We start from the raw sequence: 26,902 nt of genomic DNA, 5'->3' as shown, positions 1-26,902 counted from the left end.
CTCGCAAGCTCGATCAATCCGGCGGGCGAACCCGGTCAGCCGTCCGCCAGCCCCTTCGAGTGCTTGCTCTGGTGCTCACCATGATGGTCGGCATGCTGCCCTGGTCCGGCGTAGCCCAGGCCCACGGCACCATCGTCAACCCGGCATCTCGCGCCTACCAGTGCTGGCAAGCCTGGGGAAGCAGCCACACGAACCCGGCCATGCAGCAGCAGGACCCGATGTGTTACCAGGCGTTCCAGGCCAACCCCGACACCATGTGGAACTGGATGAGCCAGCTCCGGGACGGCCTCGGCGGGAACTACCAGGGCAGCACTCCGGACGGGTCGCTGTGCAGCAACGGCCTCTCCAGGAACAACAGCCTGAACCAGCCCGGAGAGTGGAGAAGGACCAACGTCGGCCGCAGCTTCACGGTCCAGCTGTACGACCAGGCCAGCCACGGTGCCGACTTCTTCCGGGCTTACGTCACCAAGCAGGGGTTCAACCCCGCCACCCAGCGCGTCGGGTGGGGAAACCTCGATCTGATCACGACGACCGGACGCTACGCGCCGGCGCAGAACATCTCGTTCAACGTGTCGACCTCCGGGCGCACCGGACCCCACGTCCTCTTCGTGATCTGGCAGGCATCGCACCTCGACCAGGCCTACATGTGGTGCAGCGACATCAACATCTCCTGATCGAATATCGCCTGATCGGCAGGATCGACAGCCGCGCCACCACTCCGGCCCAGGACGTTCGCGTCCTGGGCCGGAGTGCGCTGTCCAGCGAGTCCGCCCACGCGGCCGTCGGAGCAGTCGTGTTGCTCGGGCCGAGCACCGCATGGCACCGTGGGCGAGTGCCGAAGGACAATCACGGACCCGCCGCCGCGAGTCGCTTCGTGATCACCAACCGGATCGGCCGCACGAGTCGGCCGGCGGCCTGACGGCCATGGACGTTGCCCGTGCGATCACCGGCCGGACCCGGCTGTTCGCGGTGCTCGGTGACCCGGTGGTCCAGGTGCAGGCCCCGCGGCTGATGAACGCGCTCTTCGCCGACCTGGGCCACGATGCCGTCCTGGTGCCCGTCCAGGTCAGCCCCGCACACCTCGACACGGTGGTCCACGGGTTGCGGGCCACAGGCAACGTCGACGGCTTGCTGATCACCGTCCCGCACAAGGTGGCGGTGTGCCGGGTCGCCGACGAATGGAGCACCACCGTGCAGCTCACCGGCTGCGCCAACGCGCTGCGCCGGCAGCCGGACGGGCGCTGGCTCGCCGAGAACTTCGACGGGGCCGGCTTCGTGTCCGCGCTGGCCGCGTCCGGCGTAACCGTCACTGGCCGACAGGTCGCCCTGGTCGGCGTCGGCGGTGCGGGCAGTGCCATCGCGGTCGCCCTGTTGCAGGACGGGGTCCGGCGTCTGACGGTGTGCGATCGAGACGACGAGCGGCTGCGCTCGTTCCTCGCCCGGGCGGCGACCCGGTGGCCGGGCCAGGTCACCGGCACGACCGAACCAGACCTTCGAGGGGTGGATATCGCCGTGAACGCCACCCCGCTCGGGCTGCGTCCCGGCGACCCGCTCCCGTTCGATCCGCACCTGGTGCCGCGCGGAGCGACCGTCGCGGACATCATCATGGAGCCGGCCGAGACGGCCCTGTTGCGGCAGGCCCGGGCGCTGGGCCACCGGACGCAACCGGGCCTGCCGATGTTGCGGCACCAACTCGAGCACTATCGGCGCTTCTTCGGGCTCGACCGTGTCACCGCCCGATCGACGTCTCCGGAGCCTCGATCGACGCTTTGAGCGAGGACAGGAACGCGACGGCGTGCCGGCCGGTCAGCACCCGGTGGTCGTACGCCAGCCCGAGCTGAGCCACCGGTTCCGTGCCCAGACCGCCATCGGGCTTGAGCACCACCCGGGAAGCGGTCGCGGCCAGCGACACCACGCAGGTGTGTCCAGGGTGGATGATCGGCACCGCGGTCTGCACGTCGGCGTCGTTGTGCAGGGCCAGCACCACGTTGGCGCCGGTGAGGTCGGCCGGCCGGAAGCGGCCCCGCAGTGCGGTCATCCGGTGCGCCATCATCTCCGCCGCGACGTCCGGCACGCTCATCGCGTCGACGGCCCGTACCACCGGCACGCTGAGGCCGCCGCCGACGTCCATGGTCAGGCCGACGTCGGCGTGCGGGCCCACCCGGACCACCCCGGCGGCGACGTCGAGCGCGCCGAAACACAGCGGGAACTGCCGGTGCCGGTCGCCGACCGCCTTCATCACCAGTTCGGGCAGCCCGATGAGCCGCTTGTGCGCCTTGGTCAGTCGGCGGCCGAGCGCCTGCGCCGCGCCGACCCGGACGACGATCGCCGCGAACCCCGGCGGGATCGTCCGGCGCGACTCCGTGACGGCCGCCGCCACACCGGCCTGCGACCTGGGCAGCTCCACCACGGTCACGCTCTGGTCCATGTCACTTCCCCAGGTCGGCAGCCACGATCGAGCGTATCGGCTTGGCTGAGTATCTGCGTGTTAGGGTCCAACGAATGCCGAGCGTCGAGTTCGACCTGAACCGCAAGGAGCTCGCGCTCTGGTTGTTCCACGAGTACGAGCCCGACCACGGCATCCTGAACATCCCGGTGGCGCTGCGTTTTCCGCACCGCCTTCGCTGGTGGCCCGTGCACACGGCGCTGCAACACCTGATCGGCCGGCACCCGGCGCTGCGCACGCTGTTTCCCAATGAGGACGGCACCCCGGGCCGGCAGGTCCTCGACCCGGGCGACCCGCGTACGGCGGTGAAGGTGGAGCCGATCGCCGTGACGGCCGGTTCCCTCGACGCCGACCTGCGCGCGTTCGCCGGCCGGCCCTTCGACCTCACCACCGACCTGCCGGTACGGGCCGCGCACCTCACCGGCGAGGACGTGGGCGACGTGTTGTGTCTCGTGCTCCCGCACATCGTCGTGGACGCCCGGTCGACGCGCGTCCTCGCCGACGAGCTGATCGAGCTGTACGGGCACCTGTCGGCGGACCGCCCCATCCCCGACCGGCTCGTCGGTCCGGTCGAGCGGTTCGTCGAGCCGCCGCCGGCCGAGGAGAGCATCCGGTACTGGCGTGAGCAACTGGCTGGCGCCGCGGACTCCGGCCGCCCGCTGGACCTGGCCCGGTCGGACGGGCCGACGGACAGTTTCACCGGCGGTCACGTCCGGCACCCCCTGTCGGCCGGCGCGACCCGGGCGCTCGCCTCGATCTCCGCGGAGCTGCGGGTCACCGAGAACGTCGTGCTGCTGAACGCGTACCACCTGCTGCTGGCCCGGCACGGCGCCGGTGACGACATCGTGGTGGGCTCGCCGCTGGACGCCCGGGACGCCGCGGCGGGGAACTCGATCGGCTACCACGTCAACATCGTGGGGATCCGGGCCCGGGTCGACCCGGCCTCGACGTTCCGTCGGCTCGTCGCCGCCGGGCGGGACGTCTTCCTCGCCGCGCTGCTGCACTCCGGGGCGTCGATCGACGAGATCTTCCCCGGTGCGTACGACGGCGCCGACGGGCGCCCGCTGTTCCGGTACATGTTCAACTACCTCCCGCCGGAGGTGCAGGCCGGGCGGGACAGTTTCGCGCAGGTCCCCGTGCACACCGGGTTCAGCCGGCTGGACCTGGATCTGCTGGTGTTCGCCGTGCGCGGCGGCGGTGCGGTGCTGGAGGCGCGCTACAACGATCACGCGTTCCGGGCGACCGACGTACGGACCCTGCTCGACCGGTTCGACGCGTTGCTCGTCGGCCTGGACGGGGCGCTCGACCGGCCACTGCGCGACCTCCCGGCCGACGGCTGACGTCACACCTCAAGCAGGCTGCACGCCCAGTGCATGCCCCGGCCCATCGAGAACAGCGCGACCTTGGTGCCCGGTTCCAGGGCTCCGGTCGCGGCGTACTCGGCCAGGCAGAACAGCTGGTCGGCGGCGCCGAGGTGACCGTACCCCGCGGACAGGTCGGCGTTGGTGCGGGCCAGCTCGACGCCCAGGACGGCAGCCATCGAGGTCATCGCCCGCACGTTGTCGTTGGGCAGGATGAAACGGGCCACGTCGTTCAGGTCGGCGCCGACCCGGGCGCAGGCCCGCCGGATCGTCTCGGCACCGCGCTCGTCGAGCATCCGGACGAACGCCTCGAACCGCTCGCCGTCGTAGTTGAAGAACTCCATCAGGTCCCAGGCGTCGCGCACCCTCAGGTCGGCGGGGTCAACCGTGCCGCCCGGCCGGAACGGGGCCGCCGCGCCGCCGGCCTCCATCCGGTAGAAGTCGGCGTACGCACCGTCGGTCGTGACCTCGGTCGCCAGCCATCTCAGCGCCGGGTGCCCCCGCCGCGCCACCGTGGCGACCGCGCCGTCGGAGAACACCGCGGGCTGGACGTCCATCCGGTTCCAGTACGGCTCGCAGGTGCGGTTGACCGCGATCACCAGAGCCGTCGAGTAGCCGGGATGGGTGGCGAACTTCCCGGCCACGGTGTCCAGGCTCATCACCCCGGTGGTGCACGCCTGGGTCAGGAACACCGCCTCGGCCCGGGACGCCCCCAGCCGGTGCGCCACCTTCGCCGCCGCGTCCCAGTACAGGTACTCGACGATGTCGGTGATGGCGATCACGACCAGATCCAGCTCACCGGGGTCGGTGCCGCTCGCCGTCAGCGCCTTCGCACCGGCCTCCACGGCCAGGTCGGTCAGGCCGACCTCCGGCGGGCAGCGGTGCATCGTCCGGTACCCGTAGCCGAGGATCCGCTCCTCGTCCCCGGTGTACTCGGCCACCGCGTCGGCCACCGGTGTCGGCTCGCCGAGCGTCTGCCCGAACGACACGAGCCCGAAGCTCATCTGATCTCCTTCCGGTCGTGTGCCCGTAGCCGCTCCGCGAGCCGGCCCACGGTGCTGGCCTCGAAGAGGATGCCGATGCCCAGGTCCGCGCCGAACGTCTCCCGCAGGCGCGCCGCGACCCGCACCGCGGTCAGCGAGTCCCCGCCCAGATCGAAGAAGTCGTCCGAGGGGCCGATGCCGCTGACGCCGAGCGCCTGCCCCCACCAGTCGAGCAGCAGGTCTTCGAGGTCGTCGCCACCGGCGGGAGCCGTCACCGACGGCGGCACGGCAGGAACGGCTCCGGCCGGCGTGGGGCTGTCACCGGCCGGCACCAGGGCGATCGCCGGCGGATACGGGCCGGTCAACACGGTCCATAGCGCGGCCACCGCGTCATCGGGATCCGGCCGGGCCGGTCCGCTGGCGGGTGGGGCGGACGTGCGCCGGTCGTACTCGGCCGGGGACACCCGCCGGTCGGTGTAGGACCGGACCTGGACCAGCAGCTCACCGGTCCTCGGGTGATAGATGTCGGCGTCCCGGGCGTCGACGTCGCCGGTGGTCCCGGCCGGCCGCAGATGCACCAGGATGTCGGCCGGCAGCGGCGCATGGACGCTGACCCGGCCGTGCACGAACGGGACGACCGGACCCTGCCGGTCGCCGGCGCGCTCCTGCCGTGGTGTCAGCGCCCGGTCGAACAGGCCCGGGTGCAGCGGATGTGCGGCGAGGTCACGGTGGAACGCCGCCGGTAGCGACAACGACAGCAGGCTTCCGTCCGGCGTGGCGGACATGGTGCCGCCGAAGTCCCATCGAGGGCCGAGGGTCAGCCATCCGTCACCGACCGGCGGCGGTCCGGCACGCCGGGCGGTGCGCCGCAACCGGTCGACGTCCACCGGCTCGCCGCGGTCCGGGGCGGCGCCGACCCGGCCGCTGACGTTCCAGATCCACGGGCCGGAGCCGTCCGCTCGACGGGAGCGCACCCGGAACCGACAGTCGTCACCGGTCCCGAGGAAGGAGACGCCCACCTCGACCGGACGACGGCCGTCCACCCCGGACAGCTGAGCGACGTCACGAAGCTCGACACCCCGGTCCTGCGGCACGATCGCACGTGAGCGCGCCGCCACCACGACCAGCTCCACGAGCAGCGACGGCGGAACCACCGGACGGCTGCCCCAGCGGTGCTCGTCCAGCGCCCAGTCCGCCGCCGCGCTCAGCACCCGGCGGTACTCGGCCGGATCGGCGCCGGATTCGGTCTCCTCGGGCTGCACCGGCAACAGCACCGACGCCGTACGGGTGGGGCCACGGCTGTGCTGTCGGGCGTACGCATCCCGGAAGGCCAGTGCGGCCTCCCACGGACCGGTCTGAGCCGCCGCGGTGGAACACAACGCCACGAAGTCCAGCGGCGACTGGTCCCGGAACACCTCGTCCAGCGCGAGGACGTCGGTTCCGTCGCCGTCCGCGAGGTGGACCACGCCGTGCACCGGCCCGGACCTGCCGGTGACGGTGTCGAGGGCCCGGCGCAGCGACACCGGATCGGTCACGTCGGCCCGCACGTGGAGCGCCTCGGCCCCGGACGGGGCGGCCGAGGTGTCCAGCAGGACGATCCGGGGTTGCATACCGGTCGCGGCCAGGCTGCGGGCGACCGCCGGACCGATCCGGCCGGGACCACCGGTGATCAGGTAGACGCCGTGGCGGCGCAGCGGCGGGGGACTCGTCGGGGACGGCAGGTGCAGCGTTCTCGACGCCGGGGTCCAGACCGAGGTGCCCCGCAGCGCGACGACCGGCTCGGAGCCGTCGGCCAGCCGGCCCGCGAGGACGTCGGGGCTGACGGCCGGCTCCGCGTCGATCACGCTGATCCGCAGGTCGGGATGCTCACGCCCGGCCCACTCCACCAGGCCGTGCAGCGCGGCCACGGCGGGATCGAGGTGCTCCGCGCCGGTGACGTCGACGCTGTGGGTGGCCAGGACCGTCACGGTCATCGGGCGGCGCTGTGCGTGCGCGACGGCTTCGATACAGGCGCGGAGGCCGTCCCGGCTGCCCTTGGGTGAGCAGCCGAAGAACGTCGCGTATGCCAGCGCGGTCACCGGGGCGTCGAACACCGCACGCCAGGCGTCCTCGTCGGCCGGATCGGCGCCGATCTCCGACGTGCGGTACCCGGCGAGCCGGTAGGCGGCGCGCACCCGGGTCGCCGGTTCGGGCTCGGCCGGGAGCAGCAGGACCGCCGTACCGCGATCGGCGGCACGCGCGGGCCGTGCCGTGCTGTAGCCACGCAGGGTCCATTCCGTTGCCCGCACCGACCACGCCGGGTGGGCGGACACCCGGTCGTCTTCCGCCATCAGCATCCCCAGAAAGCGATCATCATCGACCGGTGACCTCCTTCCTACCACAGCGGGTGCGCGGGGGACGCCCCGCCGGGCGTCCGTCGTATACCCTCCACTGCGGAGCGCGGCATCGCCGTTGACCGGACGTCAGCGATCCGCGAGCATTGCACGACATCGATGTCAAGATCAGGTTGTGCCTGACCCGGGCTGCGTACGCGGGGACGCGACAGGGCCGGCGCCCCGACGAGCCGGGCGTGCGCCTGATCGACCTTCCCGCCCGATCGAAGCGGGGTGCCCGTGGCAGAAACACCATCCGCGCCGGCCCGCTGCATGACCGTGGTCCAGAAGGGCACGGCCGGTCCGCCGCTCTACTGCTTCCACGCCTTCGGCGGCACCGTCGCGCCGTACGGCGAGCTGGCCCCGCACATCGGGCGCGACCGGCTCGTCCTGGGCCTGGAGTCGGCCGGGCTGAGCCAGGAGGAGTCCGGCGATCCGGCGGTGCTCGACATGGCACACCGGTACGCCACCGAGATCGCCGCCGACCCGCCCGCCGGGCGCAGCCTGTTCCTGGGTTACTCCCTCGGCGCCGTCCTGGCGCTGGAGGCCGCCCGGTTGCTGGCCGACCTGCTCGACGAGCCGCCGCTGGTGGTGGCCGTCGACGGTGACCCCGCGTACCGGTCGACCGGCTCCGACACGGCCTGGTCGATCCTGACCAATCAGGTGCTCAACGTCGATCTGGTGACCGACGGATTCTCCGCGCTGCCGAGGGAGGCGGCACTGACCGAGGTACGCGCCGCCGCGGCGGCCCAGCGGCGCGTCCCGCCGCGGTACCCTCTCGAACGCCTGGGCCGCATTCTTGACGTCTGCCGGCACAACGAGGCCGCCGCGGCCGCCTACCGCCCACGGCCCTACCCCGGCCCGGTGCTGTCGATCCGCAGCTCCGATCCGGCTGGCGGGTCATCCGATGCTCCCGACCCCTGGTCGCCGCAGATCTCGCGGTTGACCGTGCGCCGCCTCCCCGGCGACCACCAATCGATCATGTCGTCCGCGGGCTATCCCGCCCTGGCCGCGCTGATCCGCGATCTCTGATCGGCCGGCCACGCACGAAAGGACAGCAATGGCTGCTGAGCGATTCACCGCGACCGAGGAAACGGTCGTCCGGATCTGGACCACCATTCTCGGCGTGACGCCCACCTCGGGCGATGCCGACTTCTTCGATCTCGGCGGCCAATCGCTCGGACTGGTTCGGTTCCTCCAGGAAGTGTGGGACCTCTACCAGGTGGAGGTGGACATCGCGGACCTGTTCGAGGACGACTTCACGGTGGCCGCCAGCGCCCGGGCCATCGACCGGGCCCGCGCCGCCGCGGTCGCCGGCCGATGAGCCTGGTCTTCCTCGTCACCCGCGGCACCGCGGGCGACATCCTGCAGATGATCGGGCTGGCCGAGGGACTGCGGGCCCGCGCGCACGACGTGGTGCTGATGACCCACGCGCCGTACGCGGAGCGGGTCGCGGCGGCCGGGGCCGAGTTCGTCCCGCTGGACACCGACGAGCAGTACGAGCGGCACCTGGCGTACACCCCGGATCTTCTGAATCTTCGCAGCCCACGCGCGTTGCGTGAGTTCTATGACCGCAACGGGCTGTTCGCGCAGCTCCGCGCCGAGATCGCCGAGATGGCCGCCCGGCACCGGCCGGGCGACACCGTCCTGGTTGGACGGCACGGGTCGGCCCTGTCGGTGCTGATCGCGGCCGAGCTGCTGGGCGCGCCGGCGGCCTGGGTGGCGCTGTACCCGTCACAACTGATCACCGCCGAGGTCGGTGCCCACTTCCTGATGCGCGGCCTCGGCGACGACCTCGACCACATCCGGGCGGAGTTCGGGCTCGGCCCGGTGCCGGACCGGAGAGCCTGGCCGCGCTCGGCCGGCCTGACCCTGGCGCTGTGGCCGCGGTGGTTCGACGACGCCGGGATCCGCGCACCGGCAGACACCCACCTCGCCGGCTTCATCCCCGGCGACGACGCCGAGACCGGCTCCGCCGACGACGCCGAGCTGCCCGGGACCCAGCGGCCCGCCGTCCTGGTCACCGGCGGCACCGGCCGGATGCTGCACGCCGAGTTCTATCCGGCCGCGCTGGCGGCGGTGGCGGCGGCCGGCTGCACCGCGGTGGTGGTCACCCCGCACAGGGACCTGTTGCCCGAGCGATTGCCGGAGGGCGTGCGGTGGGTGCCCCGGGTGCCGTTCACGGCCGCGCTGCCCCGGTTCGACGCGGTCGTCCACCACGGCGGCATCGGCACGGCGATGCGGGCGATGCGCGCCGGCACGCCGCAGTTGATCCTGGCGCACGGGCTGGACCGGCCGGACAACGCCGCCCGGCTGGCCGCCCGCGGCCTGGCGGAATGGGCCGGTCCGGCCGACTGGGCGCCGGCCACGACGGGGGACCTGCTGCGCCGGGCGCTGGACGACAGTGGGTTCGGCGACCGCGCGGCGGCACAACTGGCCGATGACGATCCCGCCGTCGCGGTCCGCCGCGCCGGCGAGGCACTGGAGGCACTGGTGGCGACGGACTCCGGCCGGCACGTGGCCGGCTCGACGGACGGGGCGACGCGGTGAAGGTCCTGTTCGCCCAGAACATGATCCACGTGCCGGCGCACGGCGGCGCGAACAAGGCCAACCGGCTGCTGGCCGAGAGCCTGGTCGCCAACGGCCACGAGTGCCACGTCGTCGCGCCGCTGACCGGGGTCATGGCCACCGGCGGCGACCCGGCCGAGCGGCTGGCCGGGCTCGGCGCGCAGGACGTCCGGACGGACGACACCGCCGTGGTCTACGACCTGGGCGGGGTGACGGTGCACTCGGTCCGGTCGCCGTCCCGGCTGATGCGTCGGATCAAGTCGGTGGCTGCCGAGGTGGAGCCGGACTGGATCGTGGTGCCCTCCGACGACCCGGGCGGGATGGTGCTCGCCGCCGCGCTGGGCGCCGCCCCGGGCCGGGTGGTGTACCTGGCGTACACGATCCAGCAGCTGCCGTTCGGCCCGGCCGCGTTCTACCCGAGCACGGCCGGGGCGAGCCTGGTCCGCCGGGCCGCCGGGGTGGTGGCGATCAGCCGGGCCGTCGGGTCGTACCTCTCCGACCACGGCGGCCTGCCGTCGGAGCTGATCTACCTGCCGGTCTACGGGCCGGTGCCGCAGGTGCGCGGCGCGGCCGGGGACACCGGCTCGATCACGATGATCAACCCGTGCGGGTACAAGGGTCTGCCGATCTTCCTGGGGCTGGCCGAAGCACTCCCCGAGCTGCCCTTCCTCGCGGTGCCCACCTGGGGCACCACCGCCGAGGATCGGGAGCGGCTGGCGGGGGTGCCGAACATCGAGATCACCGAGCCGGTGGACGACATCGACGTCCTGCTGAGGCGTACCCGGATGCTCGTGGTGCCGTCGCTGTGGGACGAGACGTTCGGGTTCAGCTGTGTGGACGCGATGCTGCGCGGAGTCCCCGTCCTCGCCGCCTCGATCGCCGGCCTGGTCGAGGCCAAACTGGGCGTTCCCTACTCACTGCCGGTGCGGCGGATCGAGTCCTACGACGCCACGGCCGACCGCGCCCGCCCGGTGCCGGACCTGCCCGACCAGGACCTGACGCCGTGGGTGTCCGCGGTGCGCCGGCTCGTCGACGACCCCGGCCACTACGCCGACATCTCCGCCCGGTCCCGTACGGCCGCCGCCGGCTTCGTCGAGAGCCTGGACGAGCGCGCCCTGGAGCACTACCTCCTCGCCCTGAAGCCGATCGCGCCTTGATCAGGAAGGAGGACCGGGTGCCGGCCGGTACCGATGATGAGCTGTCCCCGCTGCGGCGGCGTCTCCTGCTGCTCAGCCTGCTTCCCCGGATGGGCACCGGCCTGCTGATCGGCGCCTCCGCCATGCTGCTGGCCCAGGCCGTCGTGCCGGCGGTCATCGCCCTCGCCGCGGCCGGGGTGGTGGACCGGCTGGCCGCCGACGTCGGCGCGTGGGCCGCGCTGGTGCCGCTGGTGCTGGTGATGCTGTTCAGCCAGGTGATCGAGCAGGGCATGGACCCCATCCAGTACGCGCTGATCAGGCGGATCGACGGCGCGCACCGGCGTGAGGTGGCCGCCGTCGCCTGTGGACCCACCGGCATCGCCCACCTGGAGTCGGCGGAGTACCAGGAGGATCTGCGCCGGGCGGCCGGCGAGCCGGACAACTGGACCGAGGGCACCCCGGGCGCCGCGGTGTGGGCCCAGATGTGCGTGGCGTCGGGGTACATCGGCGTGGTCCTGGCGGCGGCGGTCATCGCCCGCGATGCCCTGTGGCTGGCACTGGCCCTCGTCGCCCTGCTGTTCCTCTATCGGACGACCCAGCGCCGGGAGTTGCTGCGCCCGGTACGCGCCTGGGTGGCCGGCCTGCCCGACCGCCGCCGCGCCGAGTACTGGACCTCGGTGCTGACCGAGCCGGGCCCGGCCAAGGAGATCCGCATCTTCGGCCTCGCCGGCTGGGCCGCCCGGCACCACCGGGAGTCGGCCGAAGCGCACCTGCGGCCGTTCCGGGCGGCGAAGATGGCGAAGCTGCGCCGCCAGTGGATCTGGTTCCTCGCCATCGTCGCGGCCGGTGTCGGCAGCCTGTTCGCCCTCGGCAGCATGGCGGCCGACGGGCAGATGTCGATCGCGCACCTCGCGGCGAACCTGGCGGCGGTCGCCGCCCTGCTGGGGCAGGCCGCGGTCAACCCGGAGATGCTGCACCTGGAGGCCGGCCAGCCGCCGCTGCTCGCGTTGCGGCGGCTGCGCCGTTGGCCCGCGCCGATGCCGGTGACCGGGACCGCCGCCGCGCCGGCGGGCATCCCGCTGGTGCGCTTCGAGCAGGTCCGATTCGCCTACCCGGGTACGACCCGGCCGGTGTTGCAGGACCTGGACCTGGAGATCCGGCCGGGTGAGGTGCTGGCGGTGGTGGGCCTCAACGGCGCCGGCAAGACGACGCTGACCAAGCTGCTCGCCGGCCTCTACGCACCGGACGCGGGCCGGATCACCGTGGACGGGGTGGACCTGCGCGAGCTCGACATCAGCTCCTGGCGCCGTAGGCTCTCGGTGATCTTCCAGGACTTCCTGCGCTATCAACTGACTCTGACCGACAACATCGCGCTCGGCCGGCAGGGCGACGCCGACCCGGAGACGGTCCGCGCCGCCGGGGCCGACGCCGGCATCGAGGATCTGGTCGCCGGGTTGCCGTCCGGGTGGGACACACCGCTCTCCCCGGCCCGGTCCGGCGGCGTGGACCTCTCCGGCGGTCAGTGGCAGCGGGTGGCCCTTGCCCGCGCCCTGTACGCGGTCCGGAAGGAAGCGCGCATCCTGGTGCTCGACGAGCCGACCGCCCACCTGGACGTCCGTACCGAGTTCGAGGTGTTCCGCAAGGTGATCAGCGCGGCCAGCGACGTCTCGGTGGTGCTCATCTCGCACCGGTTGTCGACCGTGCGGGAGGCGGACCGGATCGTGGTCATCGGCGACGGCGTGATCCGGGAGTCCGGCAGCCACGACGAGCTGATGGCCCTGGACGGGGAGTACGCGACCATGTTCAAGGTGCAGGCCAAGCGGTTCGAGACCACCGACGGGTCCGCCCTCGAAGGGAACGCCCGATGAGCGCCGGCCGTACCGTCAGCGTCTGGCGGGAGATCGTCGCCCGGTCCTGGCGGCTGGACCGCCGGATCACCGCCCTGATCGGGTTCCTGCTGGTCGCCCAGGTCGGCGCGTTCGCCGCCACCGGCCTGGCCATCCGCGCCATCGTGGACCAGGTGGCGGACGGCGCCCTGGAGGGGGTGTTCCTCGCCGCCCTGGTCGGCGGGCTCGGCTTCGGGCTCGCCACCATCGGGGCGTACGTGCAGTTCGAACTCCGCTCCGACCTGGCGGACCGGATCGGGTACCTGCAGATCGACCCGGAGATCCAGAACATCGCGGCCAGGATCGACGGCCTCGGCCACCTGGAACGCGCCGACTACGTGGACCGGCTGAACATGCTCCGCGGCAAGGGCTACGAGATCGCCGCGGCCGGCTGGGCGGTCCCGGAGACCGTCGCGCTGGTCGTGCAGCTCGGCGTCACGCTGATCCTGCTCGGCAGCGTGCACCCGCTGCTGCTGCTCCTGCTGGTGCTCACCGTCCCGGCCGTGCTGCTGAACCGCCGGGCGTACCACGGGGTGAGCGAGGCCGCCCTGGCCAGCGCCGAGGACGCCCGGGTGGAACAGCACATGCACGAGATCGCCACGCGGGCGTCGGCCGGCAAGGAGATCCGCGTGAACGGCACGGCCGGCACGCTGATGAAGACGGCCGACGACGCGTGGCGGCGGGTCAGCCGGCTCCAGACCGCCGCCCGGGCCCGCGCCGCCGGGCTGGCCGTGCTCAGCTCCGCCCTGTTCGTCGTCGGGTACGCCGGTGGCCTGGCCTTCGTGGTGTACCTGGTCGCGGACGGCCGCCGCAGCATCGGTGACCTCATCCTCGTCATCATCCTGGCCGGTCAGCTTCGCGGCGACTTCCAGTGGGTGCAGTACAACCTCACCCACATGCGCCGGGGGATGGCGCTCGCGACGCCGTACCGCTGGTTGGTGGCGCACGCGCAGGCGCAGGCGCCGAAGCCCGGCCGGCCCGCGCCGCAGCGGCTGGAGAGAGGCATCCGCCTGGAGAACGTGAGTTTCCACTACGCGGGGAACCCGGACACCGTGCTCGGGCCACTCACCGTGGACCTGCCGGCCGGCGGCGTGGTCGCGATCGTCGGCGAGCACGGCTCGGGCAAGACGACGCTGGTCAAGCTGCTGAGCAAGTTCTACCGCCCGCAGCAGGGGCGGATCACCGTGGACGGCGTCGATCTGGACGACATCGACACTGAGCAGTGGCGCGCCGCGACCTCGGCCGCCTTTCAGGACTTCGTCCGGTACGAGATCAAGGCCGGCCACGCGATCGGCATCGGTGACCTGCCGGCCCTCGACGACGAGGACCGGCTGCGGCAGGCCGTGCGGGAGGCCGACGCCGTACAGATCATCGACCGGCTGCCGGACGGCCTGGACACCCAGCTGGGCCGGCGCTTCGATGGCGTCGACCTGTCCGAGGGTCAGTGGCAGCGGGTCGCCCTGGCCCGCGGCGCGATGCGGCAGAACCCGGTGCTGGTGCTGCTGGACGAGCCGACCGCTTCCCTCGACGCGGTCAGCGAGCACGCCATCTTCGAACGGCACGCGGCCCTGGCCCGGCGGCTCGGCGCGGAACACGGGACGATCACGCTGATGGTGTCGCACCGGTTCTCCACCATCTGGATGGCCGACCTGATCCTGGTGGTCTCCGCCGGTCGGGTGATCGAGCGGGGCACCCACGACGAGCTGATCGCCGCGGGCGGGACCTACGCGGAGCTGTACGACATCCAGCGGCGCGCGTACGCGGGGTGACGGGACCGGCCGGGACCGGTCCTGCGGTCAGGCCGGGTGTTCCAGCAGGGCCTTGAGCCGGCTGAGGAAACCGTTGGCCAGCTGCCCGTTCACCACCCGGTGGTCGTACGTGAGGCCGACCCCGGCGGTGGTCCGCTCGACGGCGTTGCCGTGCTCGTCCAGGCGCACGTCGGTGAGGTCGCCGCCGATCGACACGATGCCGATCATGCCGGGCGGGATGACCGGCTGGACGAACACCACCTCGGGCTCCCGGTGCAGCGACAGGGCGATGTTCGCGCCCTGGTCGTCGCCTTCGCCGAGTTCCCCCCGGTGGGAGGCGAGCCGCAGCGCGGCCAGGTCGTCACGGATCTCGCTGAGCGTGCGCCGGTGGGCGTCCCGGACGACCGGCAGGGCCGTCCCCACCGGCAGGTCCACGGTCACGGCGACGTGGGCGCCGGCGGCGATCCGCACCCGCCCGTCGGCCAGCCGCGTGGAGTACAGCAGCGGGAACTCGGCGCGCAGCTCACCGAGGGCCTGCACGGCCAGCTCGGTGAGGGCGGTCGCCGACGCCGCCACCACCTCGACCCGGACCAGGCTGAACGCCGGCGGGATCTCGTGGTGCGACGCGGTCGCCGCGGCCAGCCCTCGAAGCTGGGAATCGGACAGCGGGTGGATCGTGACCTCGTCCGGCGCGGCGACGCCGGGCGCCTCGGGCTCGCCGCGGTGGTCGGTCGGTGCGGAGACCAGCGCGATGACATCGCCGGGGGCGCAGTTGTCCCCGGCCGGCACCCGGATCCGGAGTTTGCCGTCCACGCCCGCGACCAGTTCCTCCGCCGCCTTGGACGTCTCCACGACCGCGACGGCGGTGTCCGCGAGGACCGGGTCACCGTCTTCCACCAGCCACTCCGTCAGCACGTACGTGTCGTCGTTGTTGTTCAGCTTCGGCACGCGCACGGCCGGCGACGACGGGGTCACCTGGGCCACCTCGGCACTCGGCACCGCCTCGGCAGGTGTCGGGACGGTGGCGGTCGGTCGCGGGCGAGGCTGCCGGGGAGTCTGGCGGGCCTCCGCCCGGATCGCGTCCCGGATGGTCTCGGCCTGCAGGAGCATCCGGCGTTCCAGATGCGGCGCGGCCGGGATGATCCGGTCCGCCGAGTGCAGCAGGCGCACCGGTTGCTTCAACGAGTGCCAGGCGTCGCGGTGCAACCCGGCCGCGACCTCGGCCCCCCAGGTGCCGCCGGCGGTGCTCTCCTCCGCGACCCAGACGCTGTCGGCATCGTCGAGCAGCGGCAGCACCGCTGCCAGGTCCGCGGGGTACAGCAGGGACGGCACGAGGACGTGCACGTCGAGGCCGTCCTCGACGAGCAGTTGGTGCGCGGCGGCGACCGCCCGGTGCGCCACGCCGCCGGTGGCGATCAGCACCACCCTCCCGTTGCGGCCGGGCGTGCTCGCGCGCACGTGCGCCCAGCACCGCTCGGCGTCGAGGTGACCGAACGTCAGCCGGTCGTCCACCCGGCCGTCCCGGTAGCGCCGCTGGGTGTACAGGATCTTGTCCTCGAACAGGATCGACGGCTCGTCGCGGGCCAGCACGGCGGTCAGCGTCTCCGCCGGGTCGTGCAGCGGCGACAGCTCGTACAGGGCGAGGTGCGGGATGCCGATGAAGTGCTTCTGCAGGCTCTGGCTGTGCGTCGGGCCGTAGCCCCGCCCGCCGCCGACCGGGGCGCGGACCACCAGCGGCATCGGGGTGCGGGTGCCGTACATCGACACCGACTTGGTGGCGAAGTTGAGCACCTGGTCGAATCCGAGGGCCAGGAAGTCGCCGAACATCACCTCGACGATCACCCGGTGACCGGACAGCGCCAGACCGCCGGCCACCCCCAGCATCGCGCCCTCGCTGATCGGCGTGCTCAGCACCCGGTCCGGGTACGCGGTGGAGAGGCCCTTGGTGACCCGGAACGCCCCGCCGTACGGGTCGGCGATGTCCTCGCCCAGCAGGAACGCCCCCGGGTCGGCTGCGAACGCGGCGTGCAGCGCCTCGTTCAGCTCCTCGGCGATCCGCTTGCCGGCGCTCACCACGCGTCCCCGGCCGCCGGACGGGCCAGCACGTCCTCGGTCAGCCGCCGGATCCGCTCGCGGACCCGCGCGTCGGTGTCGGCGAACGATTCCGGGTGGTCCCGGGCGTAGTGCCGCAGCCAGTCCCGCTCGGCCAGCGCGGCCAGCTCCTCGGGGTCCCGCGAGTCGTCGCCCTTGCTGTGCGGGCCGAGCCGGACCGTGTGGAAGACCACCACGTGCGGGACCTGATCGTCGCGGACCCGGTCGACGTGCGGGGCCAGTTCCGCGCGGATGGCGGCCGGGTCGGTGGTGGTGATCTCGGTGCAGCCGATGCCGAAGGCCGCCGCCCGCGCCGGGACGGTCCCGGCCATCTGCCGGTCGGTGGGCGTGGACTGGGCGATCCCGTTGTGTTCCACGACGAGCAGGACGGGGAGGCGCCACAGCTGGATGAGGTTCAGCGCCTCGTACACCGCGCCCTCGCCCCAGGTGCCGTCGCCGATGTAGACCAGCACGATCCGGCGCTGGTTCGTGTGCTTGAAGTGCAGGGCCACGCCGGCCGCGGCGGGCAGGCTCTCCCCCTGGATGCCGGTGGAGACGAAGCTGTCGCGTCGCAGGTGCTGGCTGCCGCCGTACCCGCCGGACACGCCGCCGGCGCGCCCGACCAGCTCGGCGAGCAGACCCTCCGGGTCGTCGCAGTGGGCGAGGTAGTGCCCGTGGCCCCGGTGGTTGCTGAAGACGAACGCGTCCGGCGCGAGCGGGGCCAGCGCGACCGGGATGTACTCCTGGCCGAGGCAGGTGTGCGTGGTGCCGGCGACGGCACCGTCGGCGAACAGCCGCAGCAGGTTCTCCTCGAACCGCCGGATCAGCAGCAGCCGATCGAGATCACGGTCGTCCGTGACGATCATGTGGTGGTTTCTCCCCGTTGAGACATGCGGTCGCCGGTGGCGGCCTACCCGGCCGCGACGGGTTCCGGCTGGCCGGCCGCCCGGTCCACGGCCGCTTCGAACTCGGCGAACGACATGCCCAGGTGTATCTGGTCGAACTCCGCCACCATCGCCCGAACCTCGCTGTCGAACCGCCCCTGGACCCCCGACGGGTTCTGGTCGGCCATCACCAGACCGAGATTGAGGTACGCCGCGAAGAGCTGCGGCAGGTCGTTGCGCCAACGCCGCAGCGCGGCCAGCATGGCCTTCGCCGGCCCGGCCTCCGCACCGCGGGCGCGGCAGGTGACCGCGAGCGTGTTGGCCAGGAACGGCAGCCGGTTCTCCCGCCGGTCGCTCAGCTCCCCCGCCACGTCGCTCCACACCGACCACAGCGCCTCGACCCGGGTGTCCGGGATGCGGTAGTCGCGGCGGGCCTCCAGCAGCACCTTGTACGCCGCCTCGTCCATATCCGCCATCTCCGGCGGCGGCAGCGGGTCGGTGATCGCGTCGAACATCTCCGTGCCGCGCAGCGCGATGGCCCGGTTCATCAACAGGAACGGGTTGTCGGTGTGGTTGGACTGGTGCACGTCGGAGGCGACGATGAACTGCAGGTTCTCCCACAGGTCGTCCAACGACGTCTGCGGCTCCACCATGATCCAGCCCGGGTCCAGCTCCAGGCCCTTGTTGCGGAAGATCCGGGCGGCGTCGAAGTTGTACGCCACCGTGGTGCCCTTCTTGAACCGCTTCAGCACCCCCGCCGAACCGGACTCGAGACCCAGCAGGGCGGACTTCATCCCGGCGCGGTGCAGCAGGTCCAGCGCGGAGTGATCGATCAGCCCCGAGTCGACCCGGAACTCGGCGTGGAAGCTGAACTTGAGGCCGCGCCGGACCACCGCCTCGGCGAACTCGACGGCGTGGCCGAACCCGTCGGCGAACGCCCCGCCGAAGTTGTCGTCGTTGAACCACACGAACCGGGTGCCGAACTCGCGCTGCAGGTACTCGATCTCGTCGACCACGTCGACCGCGGGGCGCAGCCGCCACGGCCCGTCGGTGATCCCCGGCTGGCGGGGCGCGTAGCAGAAGGTGCACTTGGCGTGGCAGCCCCGGCTTGTGAAGGTCGACGCGACCCGGGTGGGGATGCCCGCCGCCCGGTGGGTCTCCAGCAGGTCGCGGGCCGGCCAGACCGACTGGGACAGATCAACCAGCACCGGCATGCCGCTGGTCCGGATCTCGCCGTTGTCGCGGTAGTAGAGGCCCGGGACCTGGCGCCAGTCGGTGCCCGCGTCGATCGCGTCCATGACGCCGACGACGGTGTTCTCCGCCTCGCCGAACGCCACGAAGTCCACCTCGGGCGCCAGCCCGGCGATCAGCTTCGCGTTGTACGTGCAGAACGCGCCGCCGATGGACACGACCACGTCGGGGTCGGCGCGCCGGACGCAGCGCACCAGCCGGAGCGCGTCGATGATGTGCAGGTCGTACATGATGCTGATGCCGACGAACCGCGGGCGTTCCTGGCGGATCAGCTCGACGATCGCCTCGTCACTGGGGCTGCGGCCGTGCAGGTTCGTCATGCGCACCGAGTAGCCGGCGTGCCGCAGGTGCCCGGTGATGCAGGCCAGTCCCAGGTTCTCGCGCACCTTCTCGTAGAACAGGCGCAGGCTCGGGTCCAGGCGGAGATATTCCCCGTCGCTGATCGAGACTTCCTGGTTGTTGATGCTCGGCCCGCCGGTGGAAATCTCGCGGGGCGTGAGGAGAACGACGTCGGCCACTGATACATCCCTCCCGTTGCGGATGCCGCCCGTGCGCCGTCGGCGCCCACGACACGTCCGCGGAGTTCAATGAAGTCGAGGTCTCGCGTTCGGGGGCGACTCGATCAGTCGACGCCGAGTTCGGCACGGAGTGCGGCGACGTGGCCGGTCGGAATCACGTTGTACAACGCGCGCTCGATGCGACCCTCCTCGTCGATCACGAAAGTGGACCGGACGACCCCCTGTAGCGTACGGCCGTTGCGCTCGCGTTGGAAGTGAGCGCCGTAGGACTTGAGCACCGCCGACCCCGTGTCGGACACCAGCGGGAACGTCAGACTGTCACGCTCGGCGAACTCGGCGAGCCGGTCCGGCGGGTCCGGCGAGATCCCGACCACCTGGTAACCCGCGCCGGTCAGCGAGGCGAGCGAGTCCCGGAAATCGCACGCCTGGGTGGTGCATCCGGAGGTCATCGCGGCCGGATAGGCGTACAACACGACCCGCCGTCCCCGGAGGCTGCTCAGCCGGAGCGTCGAACCGTCGGCCGTGGGGAGTTCCCAGTCGGGAGCCACATCGCCAGGCGTCAAAGTCATGCGCCGACCATAGCAGCGCATCCCGCGCACGCAGGGCCCTCTTCGCGGCGCCCCGGGTTAGCATCGCCGGGTGGACCGGATCACCTGTCACGTATTCGTCGCCGACACGGTACTCGCGCAAAACCGGCACTCCGCCCTGCTTAACGCCGAGGAGCGCGAGCGCCGGGCCGGCTTCCGGCAGGATCAGGACCGGGTGCGGTTCACCACGGCCGTCGCCCTGCTGCGGCTCGCGGTCGGCGCGCGCACGGCGACCCCACCCGCGGCGGTACGCATCGATCGCCGTTGTCGGCGGTGTTCCGGCCCGCACGGCAAACCGCAACTGCCGGGTACGGATCTGCACGCCTCGGTGTCGCACAGCGGCGCGCGGGTCGCCGTGGCCCTGACCTCGGTGGCGCCGGTCGGCGTCGACCTGGAGGAGATCAAGCCGAAGGACATCGCCGGCCTGTCCACGCTGTGCCTCGCGCCCGGCGAACCGCTGGAGCGCGACGAGGACTTCTTCACGTACTGGTGCCGCAAGGAGTCGGTGGTGAAGGCGACCGGCGACGGCATCGCCGTGCCGCTGGCCCGGGTGCTGGTGGGCCGGGCGGGCGAACCGCCCGCACTGCGCGGCTATCCCAGTGGCGACGTTCCGGCGGCGATGGCCGATCTGCCGGTCGGACCGGGCTACGCCGGCGCCGTCACGGTGCTGGCCGCCGGGCGACTGGACGTCGTCATGGCGGACGCCGCCGCACTGCTGGAGGGGGGCGGCGTCGCGGTCAGTGCAGCCGGGCGCGGATGAAGGCGCTGAGGCTGCCGATCGATTCCAGCGAGGTCAGCGCCAGATCCTCCTGGCCGACGTCCACCCCGAACCGGTCCCGTACGGCCAGGAGCAGTTGAGCGCCGGCCCGGGAGCTGATGCCGAGTTCGCCGGTCAGCAGCGGGGTGTCGTCGGCCAGCGCGTCCACCGTGGCGGCCGGCAGCGCGGTGACCTTGGCGAGGAGTTTCCGCAGGTCGGTGTCGACGATGTCAGGCACGATCGAATCCTTCGGTGATCGTCAACCAGGACGGCGGGTTGAGGTCGGCGTCGGTCCGGCGGCGCAGCGCGAGCAGGCTGTCCGCCGCGGGTTCCGGCGCGGGGACGAATCCGGCCGCGCGCAGCAGCACCCGCAGTTCCAGGTTCGCCTCGCTGGGCCGCAGGTCGCAGGTGAGCCACCCGACTCCGGCGGCTCGCGCGGCGGCCAGCACCCGGCTGAGGAACGCGCCCGGCACGTCGCGGCCGGCGGCACGGCACGAGACGGTGAACAGGCGGAGCCGCCAGTCCTGGGCCGCCGTACGGTCCACCAGCGCGGCGCCGATCAGCCCGTAGTCGCCGAAGCGATCGGAGAGCCGCGCCACCGGCACGAACCAGCCCGGGTCGGCGACCACCCGGTGCACCTGCTCCGGCGACCACTCCTCGCCGGTGGTGTTGAGCCGGTGGGTCCGCGCGATCAGCTCGACCACCCGGTCGATGTCCGGTTCCTGGGCGGCCCGCAGCTCCAGGCGGATGTCGCTGTCGTGCAGGAACGCCTCGGTGCGCCCGGTGAAGTCCCGGGCCGCCGCCCGCCGGGCCGCCTCCTCGCGGTAGCGCCGCGGACGCGATCGGGCGTCGTCGGTGACCACCTCGGGCCGGAGTTCGGGGGTGTCCAGCCGGCTCAGAAACTCGGCCGGCGAGAACACCCGCACCTCGGGCAGGTCGGCGGCCACCTGGGCGCGTTCGAACGCGCTGTCGTCGACGAAGACGACCGCGTCGGTGGCGATGCCCAGCTCGGCCGCGATCGCCGTGATGGCCCCGCTCTTGTGCGCCCAGCTCAGCTGCGGCGCCACGAACCGGCCGCCGAGCTGCGGGTGTGCGTCCAGCACGGGCCGGAGGCTGGGGTCGGTGCGGCTGGCCACGCTGTTCACGATGCCGCGCTGTTCCAGGACGTCGAGGGCGTGCAGCACCGCCGGGTCGACCGGCGGCGCCGACCGGTCCCGGGTCTCGATCGCGACCCCTCGCCACACGGTGTCGTCCAGGTCCCAGACGACACACTTGACCACCGTCATGCCGGAGCGCCGTCCCCGTCGTCCAGCCGGGCGCGCATCGTCAGGGTGGTCGGCAGGAAGCCGGTCCGGCGGTACAGCATCCGCATCGGGTAGTTGTCGACGTGCACCTTGCCGGTCACCGTGGTCACGCCGGCCCGGCGGGCGAACGCCAGGCCCTCGTCCAGCAACGCCTGCCCGATCTGCTCCCGGTCCTCGCGGGCCGGGTCCACCGCCAGCGAGCGCAGGTTGGCGTACCGGTCCTGGGTGAGGAAGTTGATGTTGAGCGCGAGCCAGAGGAAACCGACCGCGCGGTCCTCCGCGTCGGCCGCCACGAACATGTTCTCCTGCTCACGCACCAGAGCCTTTTCGAGCTTCCCCCGGTGCACGGCGGGATCAGTGATCGCCCCGTCACCGAACGAGATCTTCGCGATGGTGATCTCGAAAGCCGTGAGGGCGTCGAGATCGCGCTCTGCGGCCTGCCGGACAACGAACAAAGATGCGCCATTCATCACGCTTTACGAACGCCGCTTTCTCATCTGACCCGCCGGACGGTCCGGACGACACTGCACCGTACCGGCCGGATCTTGGCCTCGAGGTGCTCCAGGATGTGGTCGCCGTCCAACCGGCCGCAGGTCAGCAGGTCGAAGTTGGCGACCTTGGACGCCGGCCAGGTTCGCACGCTGAAGTGCGACTGGGACAGCAGCAGCGCCGCGGTGATCGCGCCGTCCGGCCCGATCGCCGAGGTGCAGTCGAGCACGACGGCACCGCCGGCCTCGCAGGACTCGTGCATCAGCGAGGTCAGCAGCGGCTCGTCGGTCAGCACCGCCGCGTCGTCGAACCAGGCGTCCATCGCGAACGAATACATGACCGTGATGTCCGCCGGGGCACTCAAGTCGGTGCGGATCGGTACGTGCGGCGTCATGGTGCCTGCCATCGTACTGCGGGCCTCCGGACGCCCTTGCTGCCGCCGGGTGGCCCGGGTTTCCAAGCTTGCGCCCGACTAGTAGCATCCCCGATGTTCATCGATGGATCCCGGCGCCACTGCTGAGCTGCGTCGATAGGTTCCGGTCGGGGCATCGGTACAGGGCGCGACTCACGGGGGGTTGCATGAGCGACTTTCGTTGGAAAGAAGTTCGACAAGGCAACGATTCCGGGGTAGTCGTCGCCATGGACTTCGGTCCCGGCCGGCGGGAGGCGAGTTTCGCCGATCTGGCCGGCGCGCTCGGCCCCGGTCCCACCATCCTCGAACCGATCTTCGACGGCGCCCGCGACGACCTGCTCAGGCGGCCGGTCGCCGAGCACATCGCCGGCTGGGCCGCCGACCTGCGCGACCGGGGACGCCCCGTGGTGGGTCTGCTGGGTTACTGCGCGGGCGCGGCGCTGGCCTGCGGCCTGGCCGACGAACTGGCCTATTCGGCGGCGGTCGAGGCCCCGGTGGTGGTACTGCTCGACCCGCTGGTGATCGATTCGGCCGGGCTGTACGCCAACTTCGAGACGGCCGTCGAGTCGTTCGCCGACGTGGTCGACCCGGACGAGATGGCCGGGGTGCGGGCCGAAGCCCTGGCCGCCGCCCGGGCGCCCGGCGCGCTGGACGACCCGGCGACGACGGTGGCGACGATCGCCGCCGGGTACGAACGGGTGGTCACCGCGTCGAGCGACCTGCTGGGCCTCGACGACGAGCTGGCGGAGCAGTTCACCGACTACTTCGAGCTCTACCTGAGCTATCTGGCGCTGGCCGCCCAGGCCGGCGTGAAGGGGTCCCGGCCGCCGCGCACCGTCGTGCTGACGTCGGCGGAGCACACCGCGCCGGACGGCTGGGCGGCCGACGAGGTGTTCGGGGTGTCCCGGGAGGATCTGCTCGCCGACCCCGCCGTGGCCGTCGCGGTCGCCCGGTGCCTGACCGGCCGGTCCTGACCGTACCCGGCCCGCACCGACCGGTGCGGGTGGCCCCGGCGCACCCGCACCCCGAGCGAACGGATCTGACGTGGAAGCGGAACTCATCGAGTACCTCCGCCAGCACCTGCCGCGGTACATGGTGCCGGCGGCGGTGATCACCGTGCCGGAGTTCCCGCTCACCCCGAACATGAAGGTCGACGCCACCGCCCTGGCCGCCGCCGTGCCCGATCGGGACGAGCTGGAGGCGGACGACGGCCGCGCGGAGAGCGACCTCGAACGCGAGTTGGCGGTCCTCTGCGCCGGGCTGCTCGGCCGGGACCGGGTCGGCATCCACGACCACTTCTTCCGGCTCGGCGGGCACTCCCTGCACGTCATGCGGATCGCGTCGGAGGTGCGCAAGACCTATCGCACCACGGTGCCGGTGCGGGTCATCTTCGAGCAACCCACCGTCGCGGCGCTGGCGGCCTACATAAAGAACGATCACGATGGCTGATCACCGGCGCCTGTCGCCGACGCAGGAACAGGTGTGGATCTCCGAGCAGCTGGGTCCCGGCGGTTCGGCCTTCCACCTCGTCTCGGCGACCGAGCTGTCCGGGCCGGTCGACGCGGCCGCGCTCGAACGGGCGCTGGGCGCGGTGGCCGGCCGGCACGACGGGCTGCGGGCCGCTTTCCCGCAGGTCGACGGCACGCCGGTGGTGACCGTGTCCGAGCAGGCCGTCGTGCACTGGGAGCAGGAGCACGCCGGGTCGTACGACGAGGCTCTGCGCCGGGCCCGGGAGATCGCCGACCGGCCGTTCCGGCTGAGCGAACGGGGGGCGTGGCGCGCGGCGCTGCTGCGGGTGCACGAGACCCGGCATCTGCTGGTGCTGGTGCTGCACCGGATCGTGGCCGACGAGGCCGGTCTCGGGGTGGTCCTCGCCGAGCTCGGCGCGGCCTACCGGGCGCTGCGGGACGTCGGACACTGGTCGCCCGAGGCGGTCCCTGCGGCGTACGCCGATCAGGCGCCGCCGGACCGGTGGCGTGCCGACCTCGACCACTGGCGTGCCGCGCTCGCCGGCATTCCCGCCGAGCTGGACCTGCACACCGACCGGACCCGCCCGGCGCATCCGACGTTGCGGTCCTTCGCTGCCGCCGCCGTCCTGCCCGACGAGGTGCGGGCGCGCCTGCACGCGTACGCCGCGGCGAGCGGGGTCACGCCGGCGGCCGTGCTGACCGCGGCGTGGGCCGCCACCCTGTGCCGGCACGGCGCGGGACCGGAACTCGCCGTCGGGATGCCGGTCACCGCCGCTCCCGCGGGCATCGTCGGCTCGTTCCGCAACGTCCTTCCCGTCCCGGTCCGGGTGGCCGACGAGCAGTCCTTCGCCGAACTCGTCGGCCGGGTCCACGACGAGATCGGGGCCGCCGAGGCGCACGGCCGGGTGCCGTTCGGGCGGTTGGTGGAGGAGTTGCAGCCGGAACGCGACGTGAACCGGACGCCGCTGTTCCAGACCCTGCTGTCCTACGGCGACCGGGCCGAGCTGCGCCTGCCGGGAGTCGCCGCCCGCGCGGTGGCGGTCGACACCTCGTACGCCGAGACCGACCTGGTGCTGACCGTCGAGGACAGCCCGGCCGGGCCGGCGACGGGGATCGCCCTCAAGTGCCGGGCCGACCTGTTCGAGCCGTCCGTGCCGGGCCGGATGCTCGCGCGTTTCGTGCAGGTGCTCGACGACGCTACGGCGGACCCGGCCCGCCCGGTGCGCCGGCTCCGGCTGCTGGACGACGCGGAACGGGCGATGATTGACGGCTTCGCCGCCGGACCCCGGGTGCCGCTGCCGGCCGTGCCCAGCACCATGGACCTGATCGAGGCGACCGTGCGGCGCCGGCCGGGTGCCGTGGCGGTCCGGGCCGGCGGGACCACCCTGACGTACGCCGAACTGGACGCGGTGGCCGACCGCCTGGCCGCCCGGCTGAGCGCCGAGGGCGCCGGCCCGGGAACGGTCGTCGCCCTGCACCTCGGCCGGTCCTGGCAGATGCTCGCCGCCATGCTCGCGACCTGGAAGACCGGTGCCGCCTACCTGCCGGTCGACCCGACCTATCCGCGGCAGCGGACCGGGTACATGCTGGCCGACGCCGGGGCCTGCCTGGTGGTCACCGATCCGGCCGGCCATCCCGACGAGCTGCCGGAACTCGACCTTCCGGTCGTCGACGTCGCGGCTCTCATCGCCGCCGGCCCGCCGGTGACGGTCACCGTCGACCGCGGCGGCAGCCGCCCGGACAGCGCCGCGTACCTGATCTACACGTCCGGCTCGACCGGGGCGCCGAAGGGCGTCGAGGTGCCGCACCGGGCGGTGGTCAACTTCCTGGCCTCGATGTCCCGGCTGCCGGGCTGCGGTGCGGACGACACGGTACTGGCGCTGACCAGTCCGTCGTTCGACATCGCCGTGCTGGAGCTGTTCCTCCCGCTGCTGGTCGGCGGGGTGGTGGTCGTGGCGAGCCAGGAGGAGGCAGTCGACCCGGTCCGGCTCGCCGCGCTGATCCGCGACGAGGGCGTCACCGTCGTCCAGGCCACCCCGGTGACGTGGAACCAGCTGACCGGGGTGGCCGGCGACCTGCGGATCAGGCTGGCCCTGTGCGGCGGCGAACGGCTGACCCGGCCGCTGGCCGACCGCCTGGCCGCCATCGCGGAGCAGGCGTGGAACATGTACGGCCCGACCGAGACCACCGTCTGGTCGCTGATCGCCCCGCTGACCGCCGGCGACCCGGGGGTCGTGCCGATCGGGCGTCCGATCGAGAACACCACCGCCTGGGTGCTGGACGGGCACCTCGAACTCGCGCCGATCGGGGTGGCCGGCGAGCTCTGCATCGGCGGGGCCGGCCTGGCGGTCGGCTATCACGACCTGCCGGAGGTCACTCGGCAGCGCTTCGTGACCGGCCCGTCCGGGGAACGCCTCTACCGCACGGGTGACAACGTCCGGCTGACCGCCAGTGGGGAATTCGTCATCCTGGGTCGGGCCGACAACCAGGTCAAGATCAACGGCCACCGCATCGAGCTGGACGAGATCTCCGCGCTGCTGCGCCGGCATCCGGCCGTGGCCGATGCGGTCACCGTGGTGCACCAGGACGGTACGGACACCCCGCGCCTGGTCTCCTTCGTGATCCCGGCCGGCACCTGAC

General features: G+C 72.5%; 24 protein-coding genes. 13 read left to right on the top strand and 11 right to left on the bottom strand.

Features of this window, described 5'->3' with window-relative positions:
• The first annotated feature begins 59 nt into the window (after window positions 1-59).
• Both ACQEUR_RS07480 and ACQEUR_RS07475 read left to right on the top strand, forming a co-directional pair.
• Complete coding sequence (locus ACQEUR_RS07480; protein WP_433027367.1) at window positions 60-674, top strand: lytic polysaccharide monooxygenase auxiliary activity family 9 protein; 615 nt, start codon at window positions 60-62, stop codon at window positions 672-674.
• A gap of 250 nt (window positions 675-924) precedes the next feature.
• Complete coding sequence (locus tag ACQEUR_RS07475) at window positions 925-1,773, top strand: shikimate dehydrogenase family protein (RefSeq protein ID WP_433027364.1); 849 nt, start codon at window positions 925-927, stop codon at window positions 1,771-1,773.
• On the opposite strand, the gene ACQEUR_RS07470 is transcribed toward ACQEUR_RS07475, so the two are convergent.
• A complete protein-coding gene (locus ACQEUR_RS07470; RefSeq protein ID WP_433027361.1) occupies window positions 1,730-2,428 on the bottom strand; it encodes a 2-oxo acid dehydrogenase subunit E2 in 699 nt (232 codons plus the stop codon). The two genes, ACQEUR_RS07475 and ACQEUR_RS07470, sit on opposite strands and share 44 nt — an antisense overlap.
• A 74-nt stretch (window positions 2,429-2,502) precedes the next feature.
• On the opposite strand from ACQEUR_RS07470, the gene ACQEUR_RS07465 reads away from it, so the two are divergent.
• Window positions 2,503-3,786, top strand: a complete 1,284-nt coding sequence (locus ACQEUR_RS07465; protein ID WP_433027358.1) for a condensation domain-containing protein — start codon at window positions 2,503-2,505, stop codon at window positions 3,784-3,786.
• Window positions 3,787-3,788: 2 nt separating this feature from the next.
• Here ACQEUR_RS07465 and ACQEUR_RS07460 read toward each other — a convergent pair whose 3' ends face one another.
• Both ACQEUR_RS07460 and ACQEUR_RS07455 read right to left on the bottom strand, forming a co-directional pair.
• Complete coding sequence (locus ACQEUR_RS07460; RefSeq protein WP_433027355.1) at window positions 3,789-4,811, bottom strand: 3-oxoacyl-ACP synthase III family protein; 1,023 nt, start codon at window positions 4,809-4,811, stop codon at window positions 3,789-3,791.
• Window positions 4,808-7,120 carry a phosphopantetheine-binding protein gene (locus ACQEUR_RS07455; protein ID WP_433027352.1) on the bottom strand — a complete coding sequence of 771 codons (2,313 nt, stop codon included), beginning with the start codon at window positions 7,118-7,120 and terminating at the stop codon, window positions 4,808-4,810. Before ACQEUR_RS07455 ends, ACQEUR_RS07460 begins: the two co-directional genes overlap by 4 nt.
• 282 nt (window positions 7,121-7,402) lie before the next feature.
• On the opposite strand from ACQEUR_RS07455, the gene ACQEUR_RS07450 reads away from it, so the two are divergent.
• From ACQEUR_RS07450 to ACQEUR_RS07425, 6 genes are read left to right on the top strand one after another with little or no spacing between them, the layout of a single operon-like run.
• Window positions 7,403-8,194 carry a thioesterase domain-containing protein gene (locus ACQEUR_RS07450; RefSeq protein ID WP_433027349.1) on the top strand — a complete coding sequence of 264 codons (792 nt, stop codon included), beginning with the start codon at window positions 7,403-7,405 and terminating at the stop codon, window positions 8,192-8,194.
• Window positions 8,195-8,222: 28 nt separating this feature from the next.
• Entirely contained in the window at window positions 8,223-8,486 is a 264-nt protein-coding gene (locus ACQEUR_RS07445) for a phosphopantetheine-binding protein (protein ID WP_433027346.1), read from the top strand.
• On the top strand, window positions 8,483-9,712 hold the full coding sequence (locus ACQEUR_RS07440; RefSeq protein WP_433027343.1) for a glycosyltransferase: 1,230 nt from the start codon (window positions 8,483-8,485) through the stop codon (window positions 9,710-9,712). The genes ACQEUR_RS07445 and ACQEUR_RS07440 overlap by 4 nt, the downstream gene beginning before the upstream one ends.
• Complete coding sequence (locus ACQEUR_RS07435; protein ID WP_433027340.1) at window positions 9,709-10,887, top strand: glycosyltransferase; 1,179 nt, start codon at window positions 9,709-9,711, stop codon at window positions 10,885-10,887. The genes ACQEUR_RS07440 and ACQEUR_RS07435 overlap by 4 nt, the downstream gene beginning before the upstream one ends.
• A gap of 17 nt (window positions 10,888-10,904) precedes the next feature.
• The gene (locus ACQEUR_RS07430) at window positions 10,905-12,734 is read left to right on the top strand and encodes an ABC transporter ATP-binding protein (RefSeq protein ID WP_433027337.1); all 1,830 of its coding nucleotides are present in this window, start codon (window positions 10,905-10,907) and stop codon (window positions 12,732-12,734) included.
• Window positions 12,731-14,521, top strand: a complete 1,791-nt coding sequence (locus ACQEUR_RS07425; RefSeq protein WP_433027334.1) for an ABC transporter ATP-binding protein — start codon at window positions 12,731-12,733, stop codon at window positions 14,519-14,521. The genes ACQEUR_RS07430 and ACQEUR_RS07425 overlap by 4 nt, the downstream gene beginning before the upstream one ends.
• A 27-nt stretch (window positions 14,522-14,548) precedes the next feature.
• Here ACQEUR_RS07425 and ACQEUR_RS07420 read toward each other — a convergent pair whose 3' ends face one another.
• The 4 genes from ACQEUR_RS07420 to ACQEUR_RS07405 all read right to left on the bottom strand — a co-directional run bounded on the left by ACQEUR_RS07420 (window position 14,549) and on the right by ACQEUR_RS07405 (window position 19,813).
• A complete protein-coding gene (locus tag ACQEUR_RS07420) occupies window positions 14,549-16,573 on the bottom strand; it encodes a 2-oxo acid dehydrogenase subunit E2 (protein ID WP_433027331.1) in 2,025 nt (674 codons plus the stop codon).
• Window positions 16,570-17,457, bottom strand: a complete 888-nt coding sequence (locus ACQEUR_RS07415) for a thiamine pyrophosphate-dependent dehydrogenase E1 component subunit alpha (RefSeq protein ID WP_433027329.1) — start codon at window positions 17,455-17,457, stop codon at window positions 16,570-16,572. Before ACQEUR_RS07415 ends, ACQEUR_RS07420 begins: the two co-directional genes overlap by 4 nt.
• Before the next feature lie 44 nt (window positions 17,458-17,501).
• Window positions 17,502-19,244 (bottom strand): B12-binding domain-containing radical SAM protein, encoded by a 1,743-nt coding sequence (locus tag ACQEUR_RS07410; protein WP_433027326.1) that lies wholly within the window; start codon window positions 19,242-19,244, stop codon window positions 17,502-17,504.
• 104 nt (window positions 19,245-19,348) lie between these two features.
• Window positions 19,349-19,813, bottom strand: coding sequence for a peroxiredoxin (locus ACQEUR_RS07405; RefSeq protein WP_433027323.1), 465 nt, complete (start codon window positions 19,811-19,813; stop codon window positions 19,349-19,351).
• 70 nt (window positions 19,814-19,883) lie between these two features.
• Between ACQEUR_RS07405 and ACQEUR_RS07400 the strand changes: the two genes are divergently transcribed.
• The gene (locus ACQEUR_RS07400) at window positions 19,884-20,591 is read left to right on the top strand and encodes a 4'-phosphopantetheinyl transferase family protein (RefSeq protein WP_433027320.1); all 708 of its coding nucleotides are present in this window, start codon (window positions 19,884-19,886) and stop codon (window positions 20,589-20,591) included.
• Here ACQEUR_RS07400 and ACQEUR_RS07395 read toward each other — a convergent pair.
• From ACQEUR_RS07395 to ACQEUR_RS07380, 4 genes are read right to left on the bottom strand one after another with little or no spacing between them, the layout of a single operon-like run.
• Window positions 20,569-20,826 (bottom strand): acyl carrier protein, encoded by a 258-nt coding sequence (locus ACQEUR_RS07395; RefSeq protein ID WP_433027317.1) that lies wholly within the window; start codon window positions 20,824-20,826, stop codon window positions 20,569-20,571. The genes ACQEUR_RS07400 and ACQEUR_RS07395 overlap by 23 nt on opposite strands.
• Window positions 20,819-21,874, bottom strand: coding sequence for a hypothetical protein (locus ACQEUR_RS07390; protein WP_433027314.1), 1,056 nt, complete (start codon window positions 21,872-21,874; stop codon window positions 20,819-20,821). Before ACQEUR_RS07390 ends, ACQEUR_RS07395 begins: the two co-directional genes overlap by 8 nt.
• Window positions 21,871-22,362 (bottom strand): N-acetyltransferase family protein, encoded by a 492-nt coding sequence (locus tag ACQEUR_RS07385; protein ID WP_433027311.1) that lies wholly within the window; start codon window positions 22,360-22,362, stop codon window positions 21,871-21,873. The genes ACQEUR_RS07390 and ACQEUR_RS07385 overlap by 4 nt, the downstream gene beginning before the upstream one ends.
• Window positions 22,363-22,385: 23 nt before the next feature.
• Window positions 22,386-22,787 carry an S-adenosylmethionine decarboxylase family protein gene (locus ACQEUR_RS07380; RefSeq protein ID WP_433027308.1) on the bottom strand — a complete coding sequence of 134 codons (402 nt, stop codon included), beginning with the start codon at window positions 22,785-22,787 and terminating at the stop codon, window positions 22,386-22,388.
• 233 nt (window positions 22,788-23,020) lie between these two features.
• On the opposite strand from ACQEUR_RS07380, the gene ACQEUR_RS07375 reads away from it, so the two are divergent.
• The 3 genes from ACQEUR_RS07375 to ACQEUR_RS07365 all read left to right on the top strand — a co-directional run bounded on the left by ACQEUR_RS07375 (window position 23,021) and on the right by ACQEUR_RS07365 (window position 26,901).
• On the top strand, window positions 23,021-23,767 hold the full coding sequence (locus ACQEUR_RS07375) for a hypothetical protein (protein ID WP_433027306.1): 747 nt from the start codon (window positions 23,021-23,023) through the stop codon (window positions 23,765-23,767).
• A 70-nt stretch (window positions 23,768-23,837) separates the two neighbouring features.
• Entirely contained in the window at window positions 23,838-24,242 is a 405-nt protein-coding gene (locus ACQEUR_RS07370) for a phosphopantetheine-binding protein (RefSeq protein WP_433027303.1), read from the top strand.
• Complete coding sequence (locus ACQEUR_RS07365) at window positions 24,235-26,901, top strand: non-ribosomal peptide synthetase (protein WP_433027300.1); 2,667 nt, start codon at window positions 24,235-24,237, stop codon at window positions 26,899-26,901. The genes ACQEUR_RS07370 and ACQEUR_RS07365 overlap by 8 nt, the downstream gene beginning before the upstream one ends.
• Window position 26,902 lies beyond the last annotated feature (1 nt).

Origin of the sequence: Plantactinospora sp. CA-290183 (genome assembly GCF_050936375.1) — a bacterium.
Classification (GTDB): domain Bacteria; phylum Actinomycetota; class Actinomycetes; order Mycobacteriales; family Micromonosporaceae; genus Plantactinospora.
Note: the sequence above shows the minus strand (reverse complement) of the source record. Positions and strands in the feature narration are given on the sequence as shown.

What these genes read in the sequence shown, in the direction of transcription:
- ACQEUR_RS07460 (WP_433027355.1), bottom strand. Translation starts at nt 4,811, where the DNA reads ATGAGCTTCGGGCTCGTGTCGTTCGGGCAGACGCTCGGCGAGCCGACA.
- ACQEUR_RS07455 (WP_433027352.1), bottom strand. Translation starts at nt 7,120, where the DNA reads ATGGCGGAAGACGACCGGGTGTCCGCCCACCCGGCGTGGTCGGTGCGG.
- ACQEUR_RS07470 (WP_433027361.1), bottom strand. Translation starts at nt 2,428, where the DNA reads ATGGACCAGAGCGTGACCGTGGTGGAGCTGCCCAGGTCGCAGGCCGGT.
- ACQEUR_RS07475 (WP_433027364.1), top strand. Translation starts at nt 925, where the DNA reads ATGGACGTTGCCCGTGCGATCACCGGCCGGACCCGGCTGTTCGCGGTG.
- ACQEUR_RS07415 (WP_433027329.1), bottom strand. Translation starts at nt 17,457, where the DNA reads ATGATCGTCACGGACGACCGTGATCTCGATCGGCTGCTGCTGATCCGG.
- ACQEUR_RS07425 (WP_433027334.1), top strand. Translation starts at nt 12,731, where the DNA reads ATGAGCGCCGGCCGTACCGTCAGCGTCTGGCGGGAGATCGTCGCCCGG.
- ACQEUR_RS07445 (WP_433027346.1), top strand. Translation starts at nt 8,223, where the DNA reads ATGGCTGCTGAGCGATTCACCGCGACCGAGGAAACGGTCGTCCGGATC.
- ACQEUR_RS07375 (WP_433027306.1), top strand. Translation starts at nt 23,021, where the DNA reads ATGGACTTCGGTCCCGGCCGGCGGGAGGCGAGTTTCGCCGATCTGGCC.
- ACQEUR_RS07365 (WP_433027300.1), top strand. Translation starts at nt 24,235, where the DNA reads ATGGCTGATCACCGGCGCCTGTCGCCGACGCAGGAACAGGTGTGGATC.
- ACQEUR_RS07405 (WP_433027323.1), bottom strand. Translation starts at nt 19,813, where the DNA reads ATGACTTTGACGCCTGGCGATGTGGCTCCCGACTGGGAACTCCCCACG.
- ACQEUR_RS07390 (WP_433027314.1), bottom strand. Translation starts at nt 21,874, where the DNA reads ATGACGGTGGTCAAGTGTGTCGTCTGGGACCTGGACGACACCGTGTGG.
- ACQEUR_RS07440 (WP_433027343.1), top strand. Translation starts at nt 8,483, where the DNA reads ATGAGCCTGGTCTTCCTCGTCACCCGCGGCACCGCGGGCGACATCCTG.
- ACQEUR_RS07465 (WP_433027358.1), top strand. Translation starts at nt 2,503, where the DNA reads ATGCCGAGCGTCGAGTTCGACCTGAACCGCAAGGAGCTCGCGCTCTGG.
- ACQEUR_RS07380 (WP_433027308.1), bottom strand. Translation starts at nt 22,787, where the DNA reads ATGGCAGGCACCATGACGCCGCACGTACCGATCCGCACCGACTTGAGT.
- ACQEUR_RS07385 (WP_433027311.1), bottom strand. Translation starts at nt 22,362, where the DNA reads ATGAATGGCGCATCTTTGTTCGTTGTCCGGCAGGCCGCAGAGCGCGAT.